A 17,705-nucleotide genomic window follows, 5' to 3' on the forward strand; every position below is an offset into this window, starting at 1 on the left:
GAACGGCAAAATCGGCGAAAACACCACGATCTGCAGTGGCAGAGCGCAGGTTTCGGCCGGTGACCCATACAGCCTTTCCGGGCCTGGCGCGCAGCACAGGGACCGGATAGACGTGGCCGCCAGTAAAACGGATCAGTATCCTAGCACCTCCTCGCCCGCCGACGCTAAACCAAGCGGGCAGTCCTACAGGTTTAAGAACGAATGAATGCTCTAGCCCGCCGCGCCGCCGGCCTGTTGCTCAGCACGCTTTGTCTGCCGCTCGCGGCCTTCGCCGCCGACCCGCAACCGACCCACGAATTCACCCTCGACAACGGCCTGAAGGTCGTGGTCCGCGAAGACCACCGCGCCCCCGTGGTGGTTTCACAGGTCTGGTACAAGGTCGGTTCGAGCTATGAAACCCCGGGCCAGACCGGCCTCTCCCATGCCCTGGAACACATGATGTTCAAGGGCAGCGAGAAGGTCGGCCCCGGCGAGGCCTCGCTGATCCTGCGCGACCTGGGCGCCGAGGAAAACGCCTTCACCAGCGACGACTACACCGCCTACTACCAGGTCCTGGCCCGCGACCGCCTGGGCGTGGCCTTCGAACTGGAAGCCGACCGCATGGCCAGCCTGCGCCTGCCGGCAGACGAGTTCAGCCGCGAGATCGAGGTGATCAAGGAAGAGCGCCGCCTGCGTACCGAGGACAAGCCGATGGGCAAGGCCTTCGAGCGCTTCAAGGCGATGGCCTACCCGGCCAGCGGCTACCACACGCCGACCATCGGCTGGATGGCCGACCTGGACCGCATGAAGGTCGAGGAACTGCGCCACTGGTACCAGTCCTGGTACGTGCCGAACAACGCCACCCTGGTGGTGGTCGGCGATGTCACCCCGGACGAGGTGAAGAACCTGGCGCAGCGCTACTTCGGCGCAATCCCCCGGCGCGACACGCCACCGGCGAAGATTCCGCGCGAGCTGGACGAACCCGGCGAACGGCAGATCACCCTGCACGTGAAGACCCAGTTGCCGAGCCTGATGCTCGGGTTCAACGTGCCGAGCATCGCCACCGCCCAGGACCCGCGTTCGGTCAATGCCCTGCGCCTGATCGCCGCGCTGCTCGATGGTGGCTACAGCGCCCGCCTTTCCTCACAACTGGAGCGTGGCGAGGAACTGATCTCCGGCGGTTCGGCCAGCTACAACGCCTACACCCGTGGCGACAGCCTGTTCACCTTGTCGGCGATGCCGAACGTACAGAAGAAGAAAACCCTGGCCAACGCCGAGGCCGGTCTGTGGCGCCTGCTGGACCAGCTCAAGACCAAGCCGCCGACCGCCGAGGAGCTTGAACGCGTGCGTGCCCAGGTCATCGCCGGGCTGGTCTACGAGCGTGACTCGATCACCAGCCAGGCCACCGCCATCGGCCAGCTGGAAACCGTCGGCCTGTCCTGGAAGCTGATGGACAGCGAACTGGCCGACCTGCAGAGCGTGACCCCGGAGGACATCCAGAAGGCCGCCCGCACCTACTTCACCCGCGAACGTCTCAGCGTCGCCCATGTACTGCCCGAGGAGACCCGCCCATGAGCAAGGGTTCGCGCTTCACCCTGCCCGGCCTGGCCCTGATCGTCGCCGCCGGCAGTTTCGGCCTGCCCCTGCTGGGTCTGGCAAGTGCCCAGGCCGGCCAGGCCCTGGAAGAGGCCAAGTCGAGCCACAAGCTGCAATCGCTGGCCGAACTGGACGACAAGGCGCCGGCCCGGCGCAGCCTGAACGTACAGACCTGGAACACCGCCGAAGGCGCCCGGGTGCTGTTCGTCGAGGCCCATGAACTGCCGATGTTCGACCTGCGCCTGACCTTCGCCGCCGGCAGCAGCCAGGACGGCAAGACCCCGGGCCTGGCCACCCTGACCAACGCCATGCTCAACGAAGGCGTGGCCGGCAAGGACGTCGGCGCCATCGCCCAGGGCTTCGAAGGCCTTGGCGCGGATTTCGGCAACGGCTCCTACAAGGACATGGCGATCGCCTCGCTGCGCAGCCTCAGTGCCGCCGACAAACGCGAGCCGGCCCTGAAGCTGTTCGCCCAGGTGGTCGGCAAGCCGACCTTCCCGGCCGATTCCCTGGCCCGGATCAAGAACCAGCTGCTGGCCGGCTTCGAGTTCCAGAAGCAGAACCCCGGCAAGCTGGCGAGCCTGGACCTGTCCCAGCGCCTGTACGGCGACCACCCCTACGGTCACCCCAGCGAAGGCACGGCCAAGAGCATCCCGCCAATCACCGTCGCCCAACTGCGCGCCTTCCACACCAAGGCCTACGCCGCCGGCAACGTGGTGATCGCGCTGGTCGGCGACCTCTCGCGCAGCGAAGCCGAAGCCCTGACCGCCCAGGTCTCGGCCGCCCTGCCAAAAGGGCCGGCACTGCCGAAAATCGCCCTGGCCAAGGACCCGCAACCGAGCAGCGGGCATATCGAGTTCCCGTCCAAGCAGACCACCATCCTGCTGGCCCAGATGGGCATCGACCGGGCCGATCCCGACTATGCCGCGCTGTCCCTGGGCAACCAGATCCTCGGCGGTGGCGGTTTCGGTACTCGGCTGATGAGCGAGGTGCGGGAAAAACGCGGCCTGACCTACGGTATCTACTCCGGCTTCAGCCCGATGCAGGCGCGCGGCCCGTTCATGATCAACCTGCAGACCCGCGCCGAAATGAGCGAAGGCACGCAGAAACTGGTCGAAGACGTGCTGGCCGAGTACCTCAAGTCCGGCCCGACCCAGAAGGAACTCGACGACGCCAAGCGCGAGATGGCCGGCAGCTTTCCGCTGTCCACCGCCAGCAACAGCGATATCGTCGGCCAGTTGGGTGCCATGGGCTTCTACAACCTGCCGCTGAACTATCTTGAAGACTTCATGCAGCAGACCCAGGCGCTGACCGTCGAACAGGTCAAGGCCGCCATGGACAAACACCTGAGCGTCGACAAGATGATCGTCGTCACCGCAGGCCCGACGGTACCGCAAAAGCCGTTGCCGCCGCCGACAGACAAACCCGCCGAGCAGCCGCTCGGGGTTCCGGAGCACTAATGGCCAGCCCATCGCGTCCCAGCAAGAAACCCGCACCGTCGCACAACGGCGTGAACAAACTGCGCATCATCGGCGGCGAATGGCGCAGCCGCCGCCTGACCTTCCCCGATGTCCAGGGGCTGCGCCCAACCCCGGACCGGGTGCGCGAAACGCTGTTCAACTGGCTGGCACCCTACGTCGCCGGTGCCAGGGTACTCGACCCGTTCGCCGGCAGCGGCGCGCTGTTCCTCGAGGCGCTGTCCCGTGGCGCGGCCATGGGCCAGGCGCTGGATGCCAGCCATGTCGCCGTGTCCAGCCTGCGCGAGCACCTGGGCACCCTGCGCTGCACCGTCGGCCAGGTGCAGACCGCCGATGCCCTGCGCTACCTGGAGACCCAGCCGGCCAGCGCGTTCGACCTGGTGTTCCTCGACCCGCCGTTCAACCAGAACCTGCTGCCGGGTGTCTGCGCGCTGCTGGAAGAGCGCCAGTGGCTGGCCGACGATGCCTGGGTCTACACCGAAAGCGAAAGCGCACCCTCGACCCTCGGCCTGCCAGGCAACTGGCGCCTGCACCGCGAGCAGAAGTCCGGGCAGGTGTACTATGCGCTATGGCAACGCAGCGCCCCGGCCGCCGGCTGACCGATCGACCGGGTGCGCCGCCTGGCGCACCCACGACGAGACAGACCGCCCCCCATGTCCAACCGTTTCAGCCCCGCTCCCGGCCTGGGCAACCCCCATCTGCAGACCCTCTGGGGTCCGCTCTGGCGCAAGAAGACCGTACTCGACCGCCAGCGCGAACGGCTCTGGCTGGACGACGGCGACTTTCTCGACCTCGACTGGTTCGGCCCCCACGCGGCCTCGACACCCCTGGTACTGCTCCTGCACGGGCTCACCGGATCCTCGAATTCGCCCTATATCGTCGGCATGCAACAGGCCCTGGCCAATCGCGGCTGGGCCAGCGTCGCGCTGAACTGGCGGGGCTGCTCCGGCGAGCCGAACCTGTTGGCCCGCAGCTATCATTCCGGGGCCAGCGAGGACCTCGCCGCGACCATCGCCCACCTTCGGCGCAAGCGGCCCCTGGCGGCACTCTACGCCGTAGGGTATTCGCTGGGCGGCAACGTGCTGCTCAAGCATCTGGGGGAAAGTGCCGGCGACAGCGGCTTGCAGGCTGGCGTCGCGGTCTCGGTGCCGTTTCGCCTGGATCAGTGCGCAGACCGCATCGGCCAGGGTTTTTCCAGGGTCTACCAGGCGCACTTCATGCGCGAGATGCTCGCCTACATCAAGGACAAGCAGCGCCAGTTCCAGCATGACGGCAGACTCGAAGGCCTGGCGACCCTCAGCGATCTCGGCCCGCTGACGGGCATGCGCACCTTCTGGGATTTCGACGGCCGGGTGACCGCGCCGCTGCATGGCTACCGGGATGCCCAGGATTATTACCGCCGGGCATCGAGCCGGTACTTTCTCGGCGCAATCCGCACACCGACCCTGATCATCCAGGCGGCGGACGACCCCTTCGTGTTCCGCCACAGCCTGCCGGAGCCGGCCGAGCTGGCGGCGGATACCGAGTTCGAGTTGCAGGACAAGGGCGGTCATGTCGGCTTCGTCGACGGCAGCCTGGGCAAGCCCGACTACTACCTGGAGCGACGGATTCCGCAGTGGCTGGCCGGCCGCTGAGCCCTGTCACCGACTGATGCCTGGTGCAGGCCGTTTCACGATACGGGGCATGACTTATGGCCCCATTCGCGGGCAAGCCCTGCTCCTACACGAGGGCGGTGTGGTGCGCAGGACTGGCACGACGCTCAGCCTGTAGGAGCAGGGCTTGCCCGCGAACAGACCAGCCACTCAATCGCCGATAGCGATCGCCCGCTGCGGATCGGTGATCCACTCGCTCCACGAGCCCGGATACAAGGTTGCCAGCGGATAACCCGCCAGGCTCAGCGCAAACAGGTTGTGGCACGCCGTCACCCCGGAGCCGCAATAGGCCACCAGCTCCTGCACCGGGCGATCACCCAACTGGGCGGCAAAACGCTGCTTGAGCTGATCGGCCGGCAGGAACCGTCCGTCGGCACCGAGGTTGTCGTTGAACGCCGCGCACTGCGCCCCCGGGATATGCCCGGCGACCGGATCGATAGGCTCCACCTCGCCCCGAAAACGCGGCAACGCGCGGGCATCGAGCAGCGTCATGGATGGCTGGCCGAGGCGCTGTTGCAGCTGTTCGGCAGTGATCAGCAATGAAGGGTCCGCACTGCCGCTGAAAGTGCCACGGCCACTCGGCGGTGGATTCAGACTCAACGGCAACCCGGCCGCGTGCCAGGACTTCAGGCCGCCATCGAGCAGGAACACGCCATCGCGCTTGCCCAGCCACGCCAGCAACCACCAGGCCCGGGCCGCGTACATGCCGGGGCCATCGTCATACAGCGCGATTTCGCTGTCGGCGCTGATCCCCCAGGCCTGCAGATGTTCCACCAGCGCCGCCGGCTCGGGCAGCGGGTGACGCCCGGTCACGCCCCGGGTCACCGGGCCGCTGAGATCGCGCTCCAGATCGGCGAAGTGCGCGCCCTCGATATGCCCCTCGGCATAGCTGCGCTGGCCATAGTCGGGGTCTTCCAGGGCAAAACGGCAATCCAGGATCACCAACCCGGGCCGGGCCTGGCGCTCGGCCAGTTGCTGCGGGCTGATCAATTGCGCAAGGGGCATGACTCATTCCTCGTAAAGGGATAAAACAACCCGCCGCCCTAGGCCTCTTCCAGAGCCTTGGCCAGGGGGACATAGAATTCATTCAGCAACCTGTCGACCGCCTCCCGGGCCTGGGGCGTGACGAAGCCCGACTCGAGCACCAGCACCTGGTACACCCCACGCTTGATCGACTCCTCGCTCAGGTGGTTGGCGCTTTCCCGGGTGGTGCTGAGAAAGCGCACCCAGGAGGTCAGAACGATCCAGGCGTTGAGGGTCAGCGACTCGATCTGCACCGCGTCCATCGCGAGAATCCCGGCATCGACGAACCCCTTGTAGATCAACTGCCCCTGGATCAGGCAGCGCTGGGAGAACCGCCGATAACGCGCCGCCAGTTCGGCATCGCTTTCGAGCAGGTGTTCAAGGTCGCGATGCAGGAAACGATAGCGCCACATCGCCGCCAGCAGCGCCTTGAGATAGAAGCGCTTGTCCTCGATGGTCGCGGCGCGGCCCTGGGGCGGGCGCAGGAAACTGTCCACCAGTTCTTCGTATTCGGCGAACAGCACGGCGATGATCGCCTGCTTGTTGGGGAAGTGGTAGTAGAGGTTGCCCGGCGAAATCTCCATGTGCGCCGCGATGTGATTGGTGCTGACGCTGCGCTCGCCCTGCTGGTTGAACAGGTCGAGGCTGTTCTGAACGATGCGCTCACTGGTTTTTATTCGTCGGGCCATGACTCAGCTTTACTTCAAAAGTGCGGTGTTTCGCATCTTACGGCCTATCACGCGAGGGATAAACGGTTCGTGGCGCCCACGGCTGTTGACATTTTCGAGCTTTAGCTCTAAACATTTGTTTAAAAATAAAAACACATTCTCTGGAGTGCGCCATGTCTGCCGAAATCGCCTACCTGCAGGAATCACAGCAGCAACAGAGCGAGCTCCAGCGCCTGTTCCAGGCCCAGCGCCGGGCCTATGCCGCGCATCCGATGCCACCGGCCGAGCAACGTCGGCAGTGGCTGGAGAGCCTGCGCCATCTACTCAGCGACGAACGACGGGCAATTATCGAAGCCATCAACGCCGACTTCGGCAACCGCAGCGCCGACGAGACCCTGCTGGCCGAACTGATGCCCAGCCTCCACGGCATCCATTACGCCCGCAAGCACCTCAAGCGCTGGATGAAGCCGGCCCGGCGCCAGGTCGGCCTGGCCTTCCAGCCGGCCTCGGCCAAGGTGGTCTACCAGCCGCTGGGCGTGGTGGGCGTGATCGTGCCGTGGAACTACCCGCTGTTTCTCGCCATCGGCCCGCTGGTCGGCGCCCTGGCCGCGGGCAATCGGGTGATGCTCAAGCTCAGCGAATCGACCCCGGCCACCGGCCTGCTGCTCAAGGAACTGTTGGGCCGGGTATTCCCGGAAGATCTGGTGTGCGTGGTACTCGGTGACGTGGACATCGGCATGGCCTTTTCCAAGCTGCCGTTCGATCACCTGCTGTTCACCGGCGCCACCAGCATCGGCAAGCACGTGATGCGCGCCGCCGCCGAGCACCTGACGCCGGTGACCCTGGAGTTGGGAGGCAAGTCGCCAGCGATCGTCTCCGGCGACGTACCACTCAAGGACGCCGCCGAGCGCATCGCCTTCGGCAAGACCCTGAACGCCGGCCAGACCTGCGTGGCCCCGGACTACGTGCTGGTGCCGGAGGAACGGGTCGGTGCCTTCGTCGAAGCCTATCGCCAGGCGGTACGCGGCTTCTATCCGACCCTGGCGGACAACCCGGACTACACCAGCATCATCAACGAACGACAGCTGGCACGGCTCAACGGCTACATCAGCGATGCCACCAGCAAGGGGGCGCTGCTGATTCCGCTTTTCGACCAGGGCCAGCAACGCCGCATGGGCCACAGCCTGCTGCTGAATGTCAGTGACGAAATGACCGTCATGCAGGACGAGATTTTCGGTCCGCTGTTGCCGATCGTTCCCTATAACGGCCTCGATGAGGCTTTCGCCTACATCAATCAGCGACCCCGCCCACTGGCGCTCTACTACTTCGGCTACAACAGGGGCGAGCAGCAGCGGGTGCTCCACGAAACCCATTCCGGCGGGGTCTGCCTCAACGACACCCTTTTGCACGTTCCCCAGGAAGACCTGCCGTTCGGCGGCATCGGCCCCTCGGGGATGGGCCATTACCATGGACATGAAGGCTTCCTGACCTTCAGCAAGGCCAAGGGCGTATTGACCAAGCAGCGCTTCAACGCCGCACGACTGATTTACCCGCCCTATGGAAAATCGATCCATAAACTGATCCAGAAGCTGTTCGTTCGCTGACCTTGCCCAGGTATAACAATAATGACTTCAAGCCTGTCCGAATCCCCCGAGCTGTCACGGCGCGGCCTGCTGAAACTCGGCCTGTGCGCCAGTGCCTTCCTCACCACTGCCGGACTGGCCGCCAGCCTGACCGGCTGTTCGGCGGCCGGGCCGGCCAACGGCTTCGTCGTCCTGCAGGCGGCTGACCTGCCGTTTCTGCGGGCGCTGATCCCGGTGATGCTGCAGGGGGCGGTGAGCCCCGACAAGATGCCCGCCGCCGTCGACCAGACCCTGGCCAGCCTCGACAAGAGCCTCGCCCACCTCTCGCCGGAGATGCTCAAGCTCACCCGTCAGTTGTTCGACGTGCTCGGCATGGGCATTACCCGCGGCCCACTGACGGGCATCTGGGGTAGTTGGGAAAATGCCAGTACCGAGCAGATCCAGGCCTTTCTCGAACGCTGGGAAAACAGCCTGCTGAGCCTGCTGCGCATGGGCCACGCCTCGCTGCTGCAACTGGTGATGATGGCCTGGTACAACCGCCCCGAGGCCTGGGCCCACTGTGGCTATCCGGGGCCGCCCAAGGTCTAGCTTCGCCGCCGCCCTCAACCAGGCACACCTGTCAAAACAACAATAAAAGAGGCGTCACATGCCGGTACCCGATCTGTTCCGCGAAGGCCTGGCCCGCGGCTGGAAAACCTACAACGGCTCGCAACTGCAACAGGACCTGACTCTGGAGGCCGATGTCGCGATCATCGGCAGCGGTGCCGGCGGCGGAACCACCGCCGAAATCCTCAGTACCGCCGGCTATAAGGTCTTGCTGATCGAGGAAGGGCCGCTGAAGACCAGTGACGACTTCAAGATGCTCGAAGACGAGGCCTACACCAGCCTCTACCAGGAAGGGATCGGCCGCATGAGCAAGGATGGCGCCATCACCATTCTCCAGGGCCGCGCGGTCGGCGGTACCACGCTGATCAACTGGACCTCCAGCTTCCGCACGCCCGAGCCGACCCTCGAACACTGGGCCAGGGAACACAACGTCAAGGGCCACAGCGTCGCCGAGATGGCGCCGTGGTTCGAGAAAATGGAGCAGCGGCTCGGCGTCGCGCCCTGGGTGATGCCACCCAATGCCAACAACGACGTACTGCGCAACGGCTGCGAAAAGCTCAACTACAGCTGGAAGGTCATCCCGCGCAACGTGCGCGGCTGTTGGAACCTGGGCTACTGCGGCATGGGCTGCCCGACCAACGCCAAGCAGTCGATGATGGTCACCACGATCCCCGCCACCCTGGAAAAAGGCGGCGAACTGCTCTACCTGGCACGCGCCGAACGGCTGCTGATCGAGGGCGACAAGGTCAGCAGCCTGCAATGCTCAGGGATGGACCCGCGCTGCGTCGCCCCCAATGGCCGCAAGATCACCGTCAAGGCCCGCCACTACGTGCTGGCTGGCGGCGGTATCAACAGCCCCGGGCTGCTGCTGCGTTCCAAGGCGCCCGACCCGCACGATCGCCTGGGCAAACGGACCTTCCTGCACCTGGTGAATTTCTCCGCCGGGCAGTTTTCCGAGGTGATCAACCCCTATTACGGCGCCCCGCAATCCATCTATTCCGACCATTTCCAATGGCTGGACGGCACCACCGGGCACATGTCCTACAAACTGGAAGTGCCACCGCTGCAACCGGCACTGGCCAGCACCCTGCTCGGCGGCTTCGGCCCGCAGAGTGCCCTGCGCATGGAACAGTTGCCGCACACCCACGTGATGCTGGCCCTGCTGCGCGACGGTTTTCACCCCGACAGCCCGGGCGGTGAGGTGGAACTGCGCGGCGATGGCAGCCCGGTGCTCGACTACCAGGTGTCGCCCTACGCCTGGGACGGCCTGCGCCGGGCGTTCCACAGCATGGCCGAGATCCAGTTCGCCGCCGGCGCCAAGTCGGTGTTGCCGCTGCATGCCGATGCCAACTACGTGAACTCCCTCGACCAGGCCAAAACCCTGATCGATGGTCTGCGCCTGGAAACCTACCGCACCCGGCTGGGCAGCGCCCACGTGATGGGCGGCTGCGCCATGGGCGAAGACCCGAAAACCGCAGTCGCCGACAGCCTCGGCCGCCACCATCAACTGCGCAACCTGTCGATCCATGACGGCTCGCTGTTCCCCACCAGCATCGGCGCCAACCCGCAGCTTTCCGTCTACGGGCTGACCGCCCAGTTGGCGACGGCCCTGGCAGAGCGCCTGAAAACCGCATAAGAGGAGTGTTCACGACGTCCATACGGCTTTCTTCCATGCGTCCTGACTTGGCCGACAGGAAAGGCTGCGATACCATCCGATTCCCCAACGGACTCCCACCAGGACGACGCGATGAACCGAGTGTTGTACCCAGGTACCTTCGACCCGATTACCAAGGGCCATGGCGATCTGGTCGAACGCGCCGCGCGCCTGTTCGACCACGTGATCATTGCCGTGGCCGCCAGCCCGAAGAAAAACCCGCTTTTCCCGCTGGAACAGCGTGTGGAGTTGGCCCGCGAGGTCACCAAGCACCTGCCCAATGTCGAAGTGATGGGTTTTTCCACGCTGCTGGCGCAGTTTGCCAAGGAGCAGAACGCCAACGTGTTCCTGCGTGGCCTGCGTGCCGTGTCGGACTTCGAGTACGAATTCCAGCTGGCGAACATGAACCGTCAACTGGCACCGGAGGTGGAGAGTCTGTTCCTCACGCCGTCCGAGCGCTACTCGTTCATTTCCTCGACGCTGGTTCGAGAAATCGCCGCATTGGGCGGAGATATCAGCAAGTTCGTCCACCCGGCGGTGGCCGACGCCCTGACCCTGCGCTTCAGGAAGTAACCCCGCCTGGCAGCTCCCGGGAGCTGCCACGGACGGCGCAGCTGACGCCAGCCCTGACGTACCCGCGTGCACTGCGCGCGTCAATGCGGCACAATTGGCACATCAAGTTTTCACGTTGCCCGGGCCTGCCGCCCGGGCCGGAGTGCCCATGTCCCTGATCATTACCGACGATTGCATCAACTGCGACGTCTGCGAACCCGAGTGTCCGAACGCCGCCATTTCCCAGGGCGAAGAGATCTACGTGATCGACCCGAACCTGTGCACCCAGTGTGTCGGCCACTACGACGAGCCCCAGTGCCAGCAGGTCTGCCCGGTGGATTGCATCCCGCTGGACGAAGCTCATCCGGAAACCCAGGAAGAGCTGATGGCCAAGTATCGCAAGATTACGGGCAAGGCCTGATATCCCGCGCCCCGTGGAGGATTCCATGGTGGTAGGCAAGCTGTGCGGGCCTCTTCGCGAATAAATCCGGCCCCCATAAGTGCTCGCGCCGTGCATGAGTCCTGCGAACGACGCTGACGCTGTGGGAGCTGGACTTTTCCGCGAACAGGTCGCCGCGAAGCCCCCCGCAGATCACTGATCGCCGTCGAAACCTTCCGCCGTGCAACCCAGGCACCGGGCGAAGGCCGCCTTGCCCGGGTCGACCACCAGCGCCTTGCCGGCCTTGCCCACACCGTCGACCCCGCCAAACACGGTAAAAGGCAGCGAAACCACGAACACCGCCGTGCCGACCAGGGTCGCGCCCACCAGCAGCGGCCGGGCAACCAGCAGGTCACCGATCATCGCGTAGGCTGGCGGGTTCTGGATCCGGTAGGTCGGGTCGCCGCTGGTCCCGTCTTCGGCCAGGGCCGGCAGTGACTGCAGGCCAAAGGTCAGGGCCAGCAACAAGGCCAGGGTACGAAACGGTGTCATGGCGCTATCCTTGGGCTAAGCAATGGGGGCAAAGACTCACTATAGCGCCTGCCGGCAACTCGGGTCAGCTCTGACAACGCGGGCAATACACGCTGGCACGCTGCCCCAGGCGAATCTCGCGCAAGCCGCTGCCGCAGACCTTGCACTGCTCGGCGCCACGACCATAGACGAACAGCTCCTGCTGGAAATAGCCGGGCTGGCCGTCACCGCCGATGAAGTCGCGCAAGGTGGTGCCGCCACGCTCAATGGCATGGGCCAGCACCCGCTTGATCTCGGTCGCCAGCTTCAGGTAGCGCGCCCGGGAAATACCGCCGGCCTCGCGCCGCGGGTCGATCCCGGCGGCGAACAGCGCTTCGGTCGCATAGATGTTACCCACGCCGACCACCACCGCGTTGTCCATGATGAACGGCTTGACCGCCATCGAGCGCCCACGGGACAGCTGGAACAGCCGCTCGCCGTCGAACAGGTCGGTCAGCGGTTCCGGCCCCAGCCGCGCCAGCAATTCGTGCTTGAGCGGGTCGAGACTCCAGAGCATGACCCCGAAACGGCGCGGGTCGGTATAACGCAGGGCCAGGCCCGACTCCAGCTCGATATCCACATGCTCATGCCTGGCCGCCGGCAGGCCGACCTCGACCAGGCGCAGGTTGCCCGACATTCCCAGGTGGCTGATCAGCGTGCCGACCTCGGCATTGATCAGCAGGTACTTGGCCCGCCGCTCGACCTGGACGATCCGCTGCCCGGACAGCCGCACATCCAGGTCTTCCGGGATCGGCCAGCGCAGGCGCCGGTCGCGGACGATCACGCGACTGACCCGCTGCCCTTCCAGATGAGGCGCGATACCGCGCCGGGTGGTTTCGACTTCGGGTAGTTCAGGCATGGAGATTCCCGTTCAGGAAATGGCGTGCGCCCGATCAGTGCGCACCCAGTTCGCGGATGTTTTCCCTGAGTGTCTCGAAGTCGTAGTCGGACAGGCCGACGTAGTCGAGCACCAGGTGGCCGATGGCATTCCATTCGCGGTCCTCGGTCTGGTTGCCCAGTACCCGGTGGGACTCACAGATATGCTCGGCCATTTTCAGGATCGCCAGCAGGTTCTTCAACTGGCTGTTGCGGGTCGATTCGTCGCTGAAGATCGCCAACGCGTTGTGGTGGTTGGCGATGGCGTTGGTCACGTGCTCCGGCAGGCGCCAGGACTTGGCCGTGTAGTAGCCGACCACCGCATGGTTGGTGTTGAACGCATCGTTCTCGGTGTCCACCACCCGCTTCTCGGGACCGGCATCGGCGTAGGCCCGCTCCAGCACCGTCATGTAGTCGGGGAAGCGCTTGAGCATCAGCGGGATCCCGCAATCGTGAAACAGCCCCAGGGCATAGGCCTCGTCGATGGCCTGGGAGCCGGTGCGCTTGGCCAGCGTCAGGCTGGTCATCGCCACGTCCTGGGCGGTGTCCCAGAAGCGGTTGAGGGTCACGATGGTTTCATCGGCCATCTCGCCCTTGATCGACTGCGCGTTGATCAGGTTGATGATCGAACGGCTGCCCAGCAGGGTCACCGCCCGCTGAATCGAGGCGATCTTGTTGGTCAGCCCGTAGTAGGGCGAATTGACGATCTTGAGCAGCGCACCGGAGAGCCCGGGGTCCTGACTGATCAGCCGGGCGATCACATCCAGGTCCGGATCAGGCATGTACTGCTCCATCTGCAGATCCACCATGATCTGCGGTTGAGGCGGCACGCTGATGCCTTGCAAGGCCTGCTGGATCTGTTCGGCTGAAAGTTCTTGGGACATTGGTACACACTCCGGGCGAGTCGCCGATTCTAGCGGAAAAGTGGTTCAGGATGGGTGATATGTGAACTCAATCACATGAAACTTGACGAACCGGTGAACGCCAACTCCCGTTATAATTCCGCTCTTTTTTCCCGGAGCGACGTCATGTCCCTGCCCAGCCTGCGCCTCAAAGCCAATGCCGACCGCCGCCTGCGCGCCGGCCACCTGTGGGTCTACAGCAACGAAATCGACGTGGCCGCAACCCCGCTGCACGGCTTCAAGGCCGGTGACCAGGCCATTCTCGAGGCCGCCGGCGGCAAGGCCCTCGGTATCGTCGCCATGAGCCCGAACAACCTGATCTGCGCCCGCCTGCTGTCGCGCGATGCCCGCCTGCCACTGGACAAGTCGCTGCTGGTGCACCGCCTCAACGTCGCCCTGTCGCTGCGCGAACGGCTGTTCGACAAGCCGTTCTATCGCCTGGTGTACGGCGATTCCGACCTGCTGCCGGGCCTGGTGGTCGACCGTTTCGGCGATATCCTGGTGGTCCAGCTCGCCTCGGCGACCATGGAACAGCACAAGGCCGACGTGATCGCCGCGCTGGTCCAGGTACTCAAGCCCAGCGGCATCCTGTTCAAGAACGACTCGGCGGCGCGTGATGCCGAGGGCCTCGAGCGCTATGTCGAGACCGTGTTCGGCCTGGTGCCGGAGTGGGTTGCCCTGGAAGAGAACGGCGTGAAGTTCGAGGCGCCGGTGATGGAAGGCCAGAAAACCGGCTGGTTCTACGACCACCGCATGAACCGCGCGCGCCTGGCACCCTACGTCAAGGGCAAGCGGGTGCTCGACCTGTTCAGCTACATCGGTGGCTGGGGCGTGCAGGCCGCGGCCTTCGGCGCCAGCGAAGTGTTCTGCGTCGACGCCTCGGGCTTCGCTCTCGACGGCGTCGAGCGCAACGCCGCACTGAACGGTTTCGCCGAGAGGCTGACCTGCATCGAAGGCGACGTATTCGAAGCCCTCAAGGAGCTGAAGTCCGCCGAAGAGCGTTTCGACGTGATCGTGGCCGACCCGCCAGCGTTCATCAAGCGCAAGAAGGACCTGAAGAACGGTGAGGGCGCCTACCGTCGCCTGAACGAACAGGCCATGCGCCTGCTGAGCAAGGACGGCATCCTGGTCAGCGCCTCATGCTCGATGCACCTGCCGGAAGACGACCTGCAGAACATCCTGCTGACCAGCGCCCGCCACCTGGACCGCAATATCCAGCTGCTGGAACGCGGCGGCCAGGGCCCGGACCACCCGGTGCATCCGGCGATCCCGGAAACCCGCTACATCAAGAGCATCACCTGCCGCCTGCTGCCCAACAGCTGAGTGGCTGGCGCCCCGCCCTGTACCCAGGGCGGGTGGCGCCTGGCCGGCCACTTTCCGCCCCAGTTGAAACTCCTGCGGCACTCGCCCTCCCGAAAGTGCTCGCCCACCGCAATTAACTGGATATGACCGACATATAACTCGGACATAACCTACACAACTGCTCATTGCCAACTTTCTTCATGAGCCTATTATCTGATTAATCGCCCACTATCGAGGCGATATAAACAGAAAGGAGGCACAAGCATGGAAAAGATAAAACTTGAACATAAAGTATCCGCAGGCCATCACGCGATGCTCGGAACGTCGAAATAAACCCGAGACAGGCTGGGTCGATTCCCCCATCTTCGATCCAGCCTGAAAACCGAAAAGCGGGCACAGACTCATGCATATCAATCCCGACCTGTTCATCCTGATAAAGCCACCTGCACTTGTCATCTGGAACTACAAGTCCCATGAACAGTACTCGATGGATAAACACCATGCCGACCGGCTGACCGAACTGGTCGAGAAGCCCTCCCGCTTCGATCCGCACCATCCAGTCGATTCGACCTTCGTGAGCACCGGCATCATCAGCGCAAACCCCTTTCCCAACGACCACTGGGGCTGGGACGACCTGTCGAGAATCTTCCATGTCGGCACCCGCGACCTGCCGCAGGCGAACACCCCGGACAACAGTGTCCAATGGGCACGGGACTACCTTGCCCACTGCCGGGAAGTCATGCAGCGCCAGCAGCCACCGCCCCACCGCCATGCCACCGTTCTGCACCAGGACATGATCCACCTTCCGCCGCCATTGCCGGGTCATGGCGAGAGCAACAGCGTCGACTTCACCAGCGTGCTCCTGCAACGCAAGACCTGCCGCAAGTTTTTCGACTGGCGTATTTCCCTCGAACACCTCAGCACGGTTCTTTATCTTTCCCTGGGTTATCTGAGGGAACGCGAACTGGATACTGACCCTTGCATACCGGAAGACTTTCGTGCACGTCGCAGCAGCCCATCGGGCGGCGGCCTCAATTGCAGCGAAGGTTATCTTTATATCCGTAATGTCGACGATATCGGACCGGGTTTTTATTATTATCACCCTGACAAACATGCACTGACACTTATAAGAGGCCTCGGCGTGCCATTGGCCACTTTAGTGCAAGGCCAGCACTTTATCGAAAACTTGCCATTCGGCATATTCATTACTTGCCGATTCGACAAAATGTGGTGGAAGTATCCGCATTCCCAGGGTTATCGCGTCGCCCTGCTGGAAGCCGGGCATATATCGCAAACCTTCCAGCTTACCGCCACCGCCCTGGGCCTGAAGACCTGGGTAACCGCCGCCCTGTGCGAACAGAAGATCGAGCAGGCACTGCGCCTGGAGGACCTGAGCGAACAGCCACTGCTGTTCGTCGGTGCCGGCTACAGCCATGGCGAATCGATCTGCGACGAACTTCAGGAACTGCTCAAGACCCCATCGGGAAGCCAATGATGGCGTCGACCGACACAAGCATCCGGCAATCGAGCCGCCCCCAACTGCTGCTGGTCACCGGCATATCACTGATCAGCTTTTTCCCGCTCAATGTTCTGTTGCCGGCGTTTCCAGCCCTGGCGGAGCAATTCGCCACCTCGACCGCCGACATCGCCCTGACGGTCAGCCTGTTCACCCTGGTCTTTGTCGTCTCGCAGTTGGTGATGGGGCCACTTTCCGATCGGTTCGGACGCAAGCAGGTGCTGCTGGCCTGCCTCACCCTCTCCTGCATCGGTGCCATCGGCTGCACCCTGGCCACGGACTTCGTCGCCTTCCTGTTCTTTCGCAGCGTCCAGGCACTGGGTTGCGGCTTCTTCGTCCTCGGCCTGGCGCTGGTCGAAGACCTGTTCGAGCCGCAGGAACGCATCCCTGTTCGCATTTTCTACATGAGCTTCAGCGGCCTGTTCGTCGCCCTCTCACCCCTGCTCGGCTCCTGGCTGCTGGACAGCTTCGGCTGGAGGAGCAGCTTCCATGCCTTTACCCTGGTCGCTGCCGGCCTCTTCCTGCTGGCCTTGCGGGCGCTGCCTCGGCGCTCCGCAACCGGGACCACGCAAGGTCCGGCGCCGCGCCAGTCGATGCGCAAGATCCTCGGCCATGGCGACTTCCGTCGTTACTGGCAGATCGCGGCGCTGGTGTTCTGCCCCTACTTCGCCCTGACCAGCGTCTCGCCGCTGATCTTCATGGACGGCTTGCGCCTCTCCGAATACCAATACGCCATCGTGCTGCTGATCTATGGTGCTGCCTACCTGCTGGGTGGCGTGCTGGCCACCCGGTTGCAGAAGCGCCTGGGCGTGCGTGCGCAGATCGATATCGGCCTGCTCCTGCTGGGTGCCGCCGGCCTGGCACTGCTGCTGACCCTGCAACTGGGGCTGGTCTCCACCGCCAGCCTGCTGCTGCCGATGTGCCTGAGTGCCGCGGCGGTCAGCATCACCCGCCCGACGGCGATCTCCGCAGCGATGCTGCTGTTCCCGGCGAACGCCGGCACCGCGGCGTCGGCGGGCAACACCCTCATGTTTCTGGCAGCCGCCGCCAGCAGCGCATTGCTGGCCAGGAGCGACGTCCTGCTGCTGCCGACCCTCGGCATGGGCTTCGTCATTTGCAGCCTGCTCGGCCTGCTGAGCAGCGCCAAGGCTGAACACTGAGCGCTCTCATCGACCCACCACTGCGCACATCGAGGACTGGGTGCTTGAAGCTCCTGGAATTAAACCCTCGCTGCAAAACCTCTACAGATAATCTTTATTAAATAAACATAATACCCACCGCCAAAAACAGCTATCAACGCAACCCTCTACTTCACAGCGATCATGCCTACAAAACTCATAGAAACACCCTACCAAATTACTCCGCGTGG

General features: G+C 64.1%; 17 protein-coding genes. 12 read left to right on the forward strand and 5 right to left on the reverse strand.

What is annotated here, in order from left to right:
• Positions 1-201 precede the first annotated feature (201 nt).
• The 4 genes from PF66_RS19230 to PF66_RS19245 are packed head-to-tail and all read left to right on the forward strand — an operon-like array spanning position 202 to position 4,687.
• Positions 202-1,554, forward strand: coding sequence for a M16 family metallopeptidase (locus tag PF66_RS19230; RefSeq protein ID WP_054058408.1), 1,353 nt, complete (start codon positions 202-204; stop codon positions 1,552-1,554).
• The gene (locus PF66_RS19235) at positions 1,551-3,035 is read left to right on the forward strand and encodes a M16 family metallopeptidase (protein ID WP_054058407.1); all 1,485 of its coding nucleotides are present in this window, start codon (positions 1,551-1,553) and stop codon (positions 3,033-3,035) included. The genes PF66_RS19230 and PF66_RS19235 overlap by 4 nt, the downstream gene beginning before the upstream one ends.
• The gene (gene rsmD / locus PF66_RS19240) at positions 3,035-3,652 is read left to right on the forward strand and encodes a 16S rRNA (guanine(966)-N(2))-methyltransferase RsmD (protein ID WP_054058406.1); all 618 of its coding nucleotides are present in this window, start codon (positions 3,035-3,037) and stop codon (positions 3,650-3,652) included. The genes PF66_RS19235 and rsmD overlap by 1 nt, the downstream gene beginning before the upstream one ends.
• Positions 3,653-3,706: 54 nt before the next feature.
• A complete protein-coding gene (locus PF66_RS19245; RefSeq protein WP_054063543.1) occupies positions 3,707-4,687 on the forward strand; it encodes a hydrolase in 981 nt (326 codons plus the stop codon).
• Between the two features lie 168 nt (positions 4,688-4,855).
• Here PF66_RS19245 and PF66_RS19250 read toward each other — a convergent pair whose 3' ends face one another.
• The gene (locus PF66_RS19250; protein WP_054063544.1) at positions 4,856-5,710 is read right to left on the reverse strand and encodes a sulfurtransferase; all 855 of its coding nucleotides are present in this window, start codon (positions 5,708-5,710) and stop codon (positions 4,856-4,858) included.
• Between the two features lie 38 nt (positions 5,711-5,748).
• Positions 5,749-6,417: a TetR/AcrR family transcriptional regulator gene (locus PF66_RS19255; RefSeq protein ID WP_054058403.1), complete on the reverse strand. Its 669-nt coding sequence runs from the start codon at positions 6,415-6,417 to the stop codon at positions 5,749-5,751.
• A gap of 152 nt (positions 6,418-6,569) precedes the next feature.
• Between PF66_RS19255 and PF66_RS19260 the strand changes: the two genes are divergently transcribed.
• From PF66_RS19260 to PF66_RS19280, 5 genes are all read left to right on the forward strand, one after another.
• On the forward strand, positions 6,570-8,000 hold the full coding sequence (locus PF66_RS19260; protein WP_054063545.1) for a coniferyl aldehyde dehydrogenase: 1,431 nt from the start codon (positions 6,570-6,572) through the stop codon (positions 7,998-8,000).
• Positions 8,001-8,021: 21 nt separating this feature from the next.
• Entirely contained in the window at positions 8,022-8,567 is a 546-nt protein-coding gene (locus PF66_RS19265; protein WP_054058401.1) for a twin-arginine translocation pathway signal protein, read from the forward strand.
• A gap of 58 nt (positions 8,568-8,625) precedes the next feature.
• A complete protein-coding gene (locus PF66_RS19270) occupies positions 8,626-10,221 on the forward strand; it encodes a GMC family oxidoreductase (protein ID WP_054063546.1) in 1,596 nt (531 codons plus the stop codon).
• A gap of 111 nt (positions 10,222-10,332) precedes the next feature.
• Positions 10,333-10,812, forward strand: coding sequence for a pantetheine-phosphate adenylyltransferase (gene coaD / locus PF66_RS19275; RefSeq protein WP_054058399.1), 480 nt, complete (start codon positions 10,333-10,335; stop codon positions 10,810-10,812).
• 148 nt (positions 10,813-10,960) lie between these two features.
• Positions 10,961-11,212 carry a YfhL family 4Fe-4S dicluster ferredoxin gene (locus tag PF66_RS19280; RefSeq protein WP_054058398.1) on the forward strand — a complete coding sequence of 84 codons (252 nt, stop codon included), beginning with the start codon at positions 10,961-10,963 and terminating at the stop codon, positions 11,210-11,212.
• A gap of 171 nt (positions 11,213-11,383) precedes the next feature.
• Here the strand turns inward: PF66_RS19280 and PF66_RS19285 are convergent, their stop codons facing one another.
• The 3 genes from PF66_RS19285 to PF66_RS19295 form a co-directional block, all read right to left on the reverse strand.
• Positions 11,384-11,722, reverse strand: a complete 339-nt coding sequence (locus tag PF66_RS19285; protein WP_054063547.1) for a hypothetical protein — start codon at positions 11,720-11,722, stop codon at positions 11,384-11,386.
• A gap of 64 nt (positions 11,723-11,786) precedes the next feature.
• Entirely contained in the window at positions 11,787-12,599 is an 813-nt protein-coding gene (mutM, locus tag PF66_RS19290; protein ID WP_054063548.1) for a bifunctional DNA-formamidopyrimidine glycosylase/DNA-(apurinic or apyrimidinic site) lyase, read from the reverse strand.
• Between the two features lie 34 nt (positions 12,600-12,633).
• Positions 12,634-13,446 carry an HDOD domain-containing protein gene (locus PF66_RS19295; protein WP_192842705.1) on the reverse strand — a complete coding sequence of 271 codons (813 nt, stop codon included), beginning with the start codon at positions 13,444-13,446 and terminating at the stop codon, positions 12,634-12,636.
• 198 nt (positions 13,447-13,644) lie between these two features.
• On the opposite strand from PF66_RS19295, the gene PF66_RS19300 reads away from it, so the two are divergent.
• From PF66_RS19300 to PF66_RS19310, 3 genes are all read left to right on the forward strand, one after another.
• On the forward strand, positions 13,645-14,841 hold the full coding sequence (locus PF66_RS19300; protein ID WP_054063549.1) for a class I SAM-dependent rRNA methyltransferase: 1,197 nt from the start codon (positions 13,645-13,647) through the stop codon (positions 14,839-14,841).
• 382 nt (positions 14,842-15,223) lie between these two features.
• Entirely contained in the window at positions 15,224-16,315 is a 1,092-nt protein-coding gene (locus PF66_RS19305) for a SagB family peptide dehydrogenase (RefSeq protein ID WP_054063550.1), read from the forward strand.
• Positions 16,315-17,496: an MFS transporter gene (locus PF66_RS19310; RefSeq protein ID WP_054063628.1), complete on the forward strand. Its 1,182-nt coding sequence runs from the start codon at positions 16,315-16,317 to the stop codon at positions 17,494-17,496. The genes PF66_RS19305 and PF66_RS19310 overlap by 1 nt, the downstream gene beginning before the upstream one ends.
• The last annotated feature ends 209 nt before the right edge of the window (positions 17,497-17,705 follow it).

This window comes from Pseudomonas asplenii, assembly GCF_001293465.1.
Taxonomy (GTDB): Bacteria; Pseudomonadota; Gammaproteobacteria; order Pseudomonadales; family Pseudomonadaceae; genus Aquipseudomonas; species Aquipseudomonas fuscovaginae_B.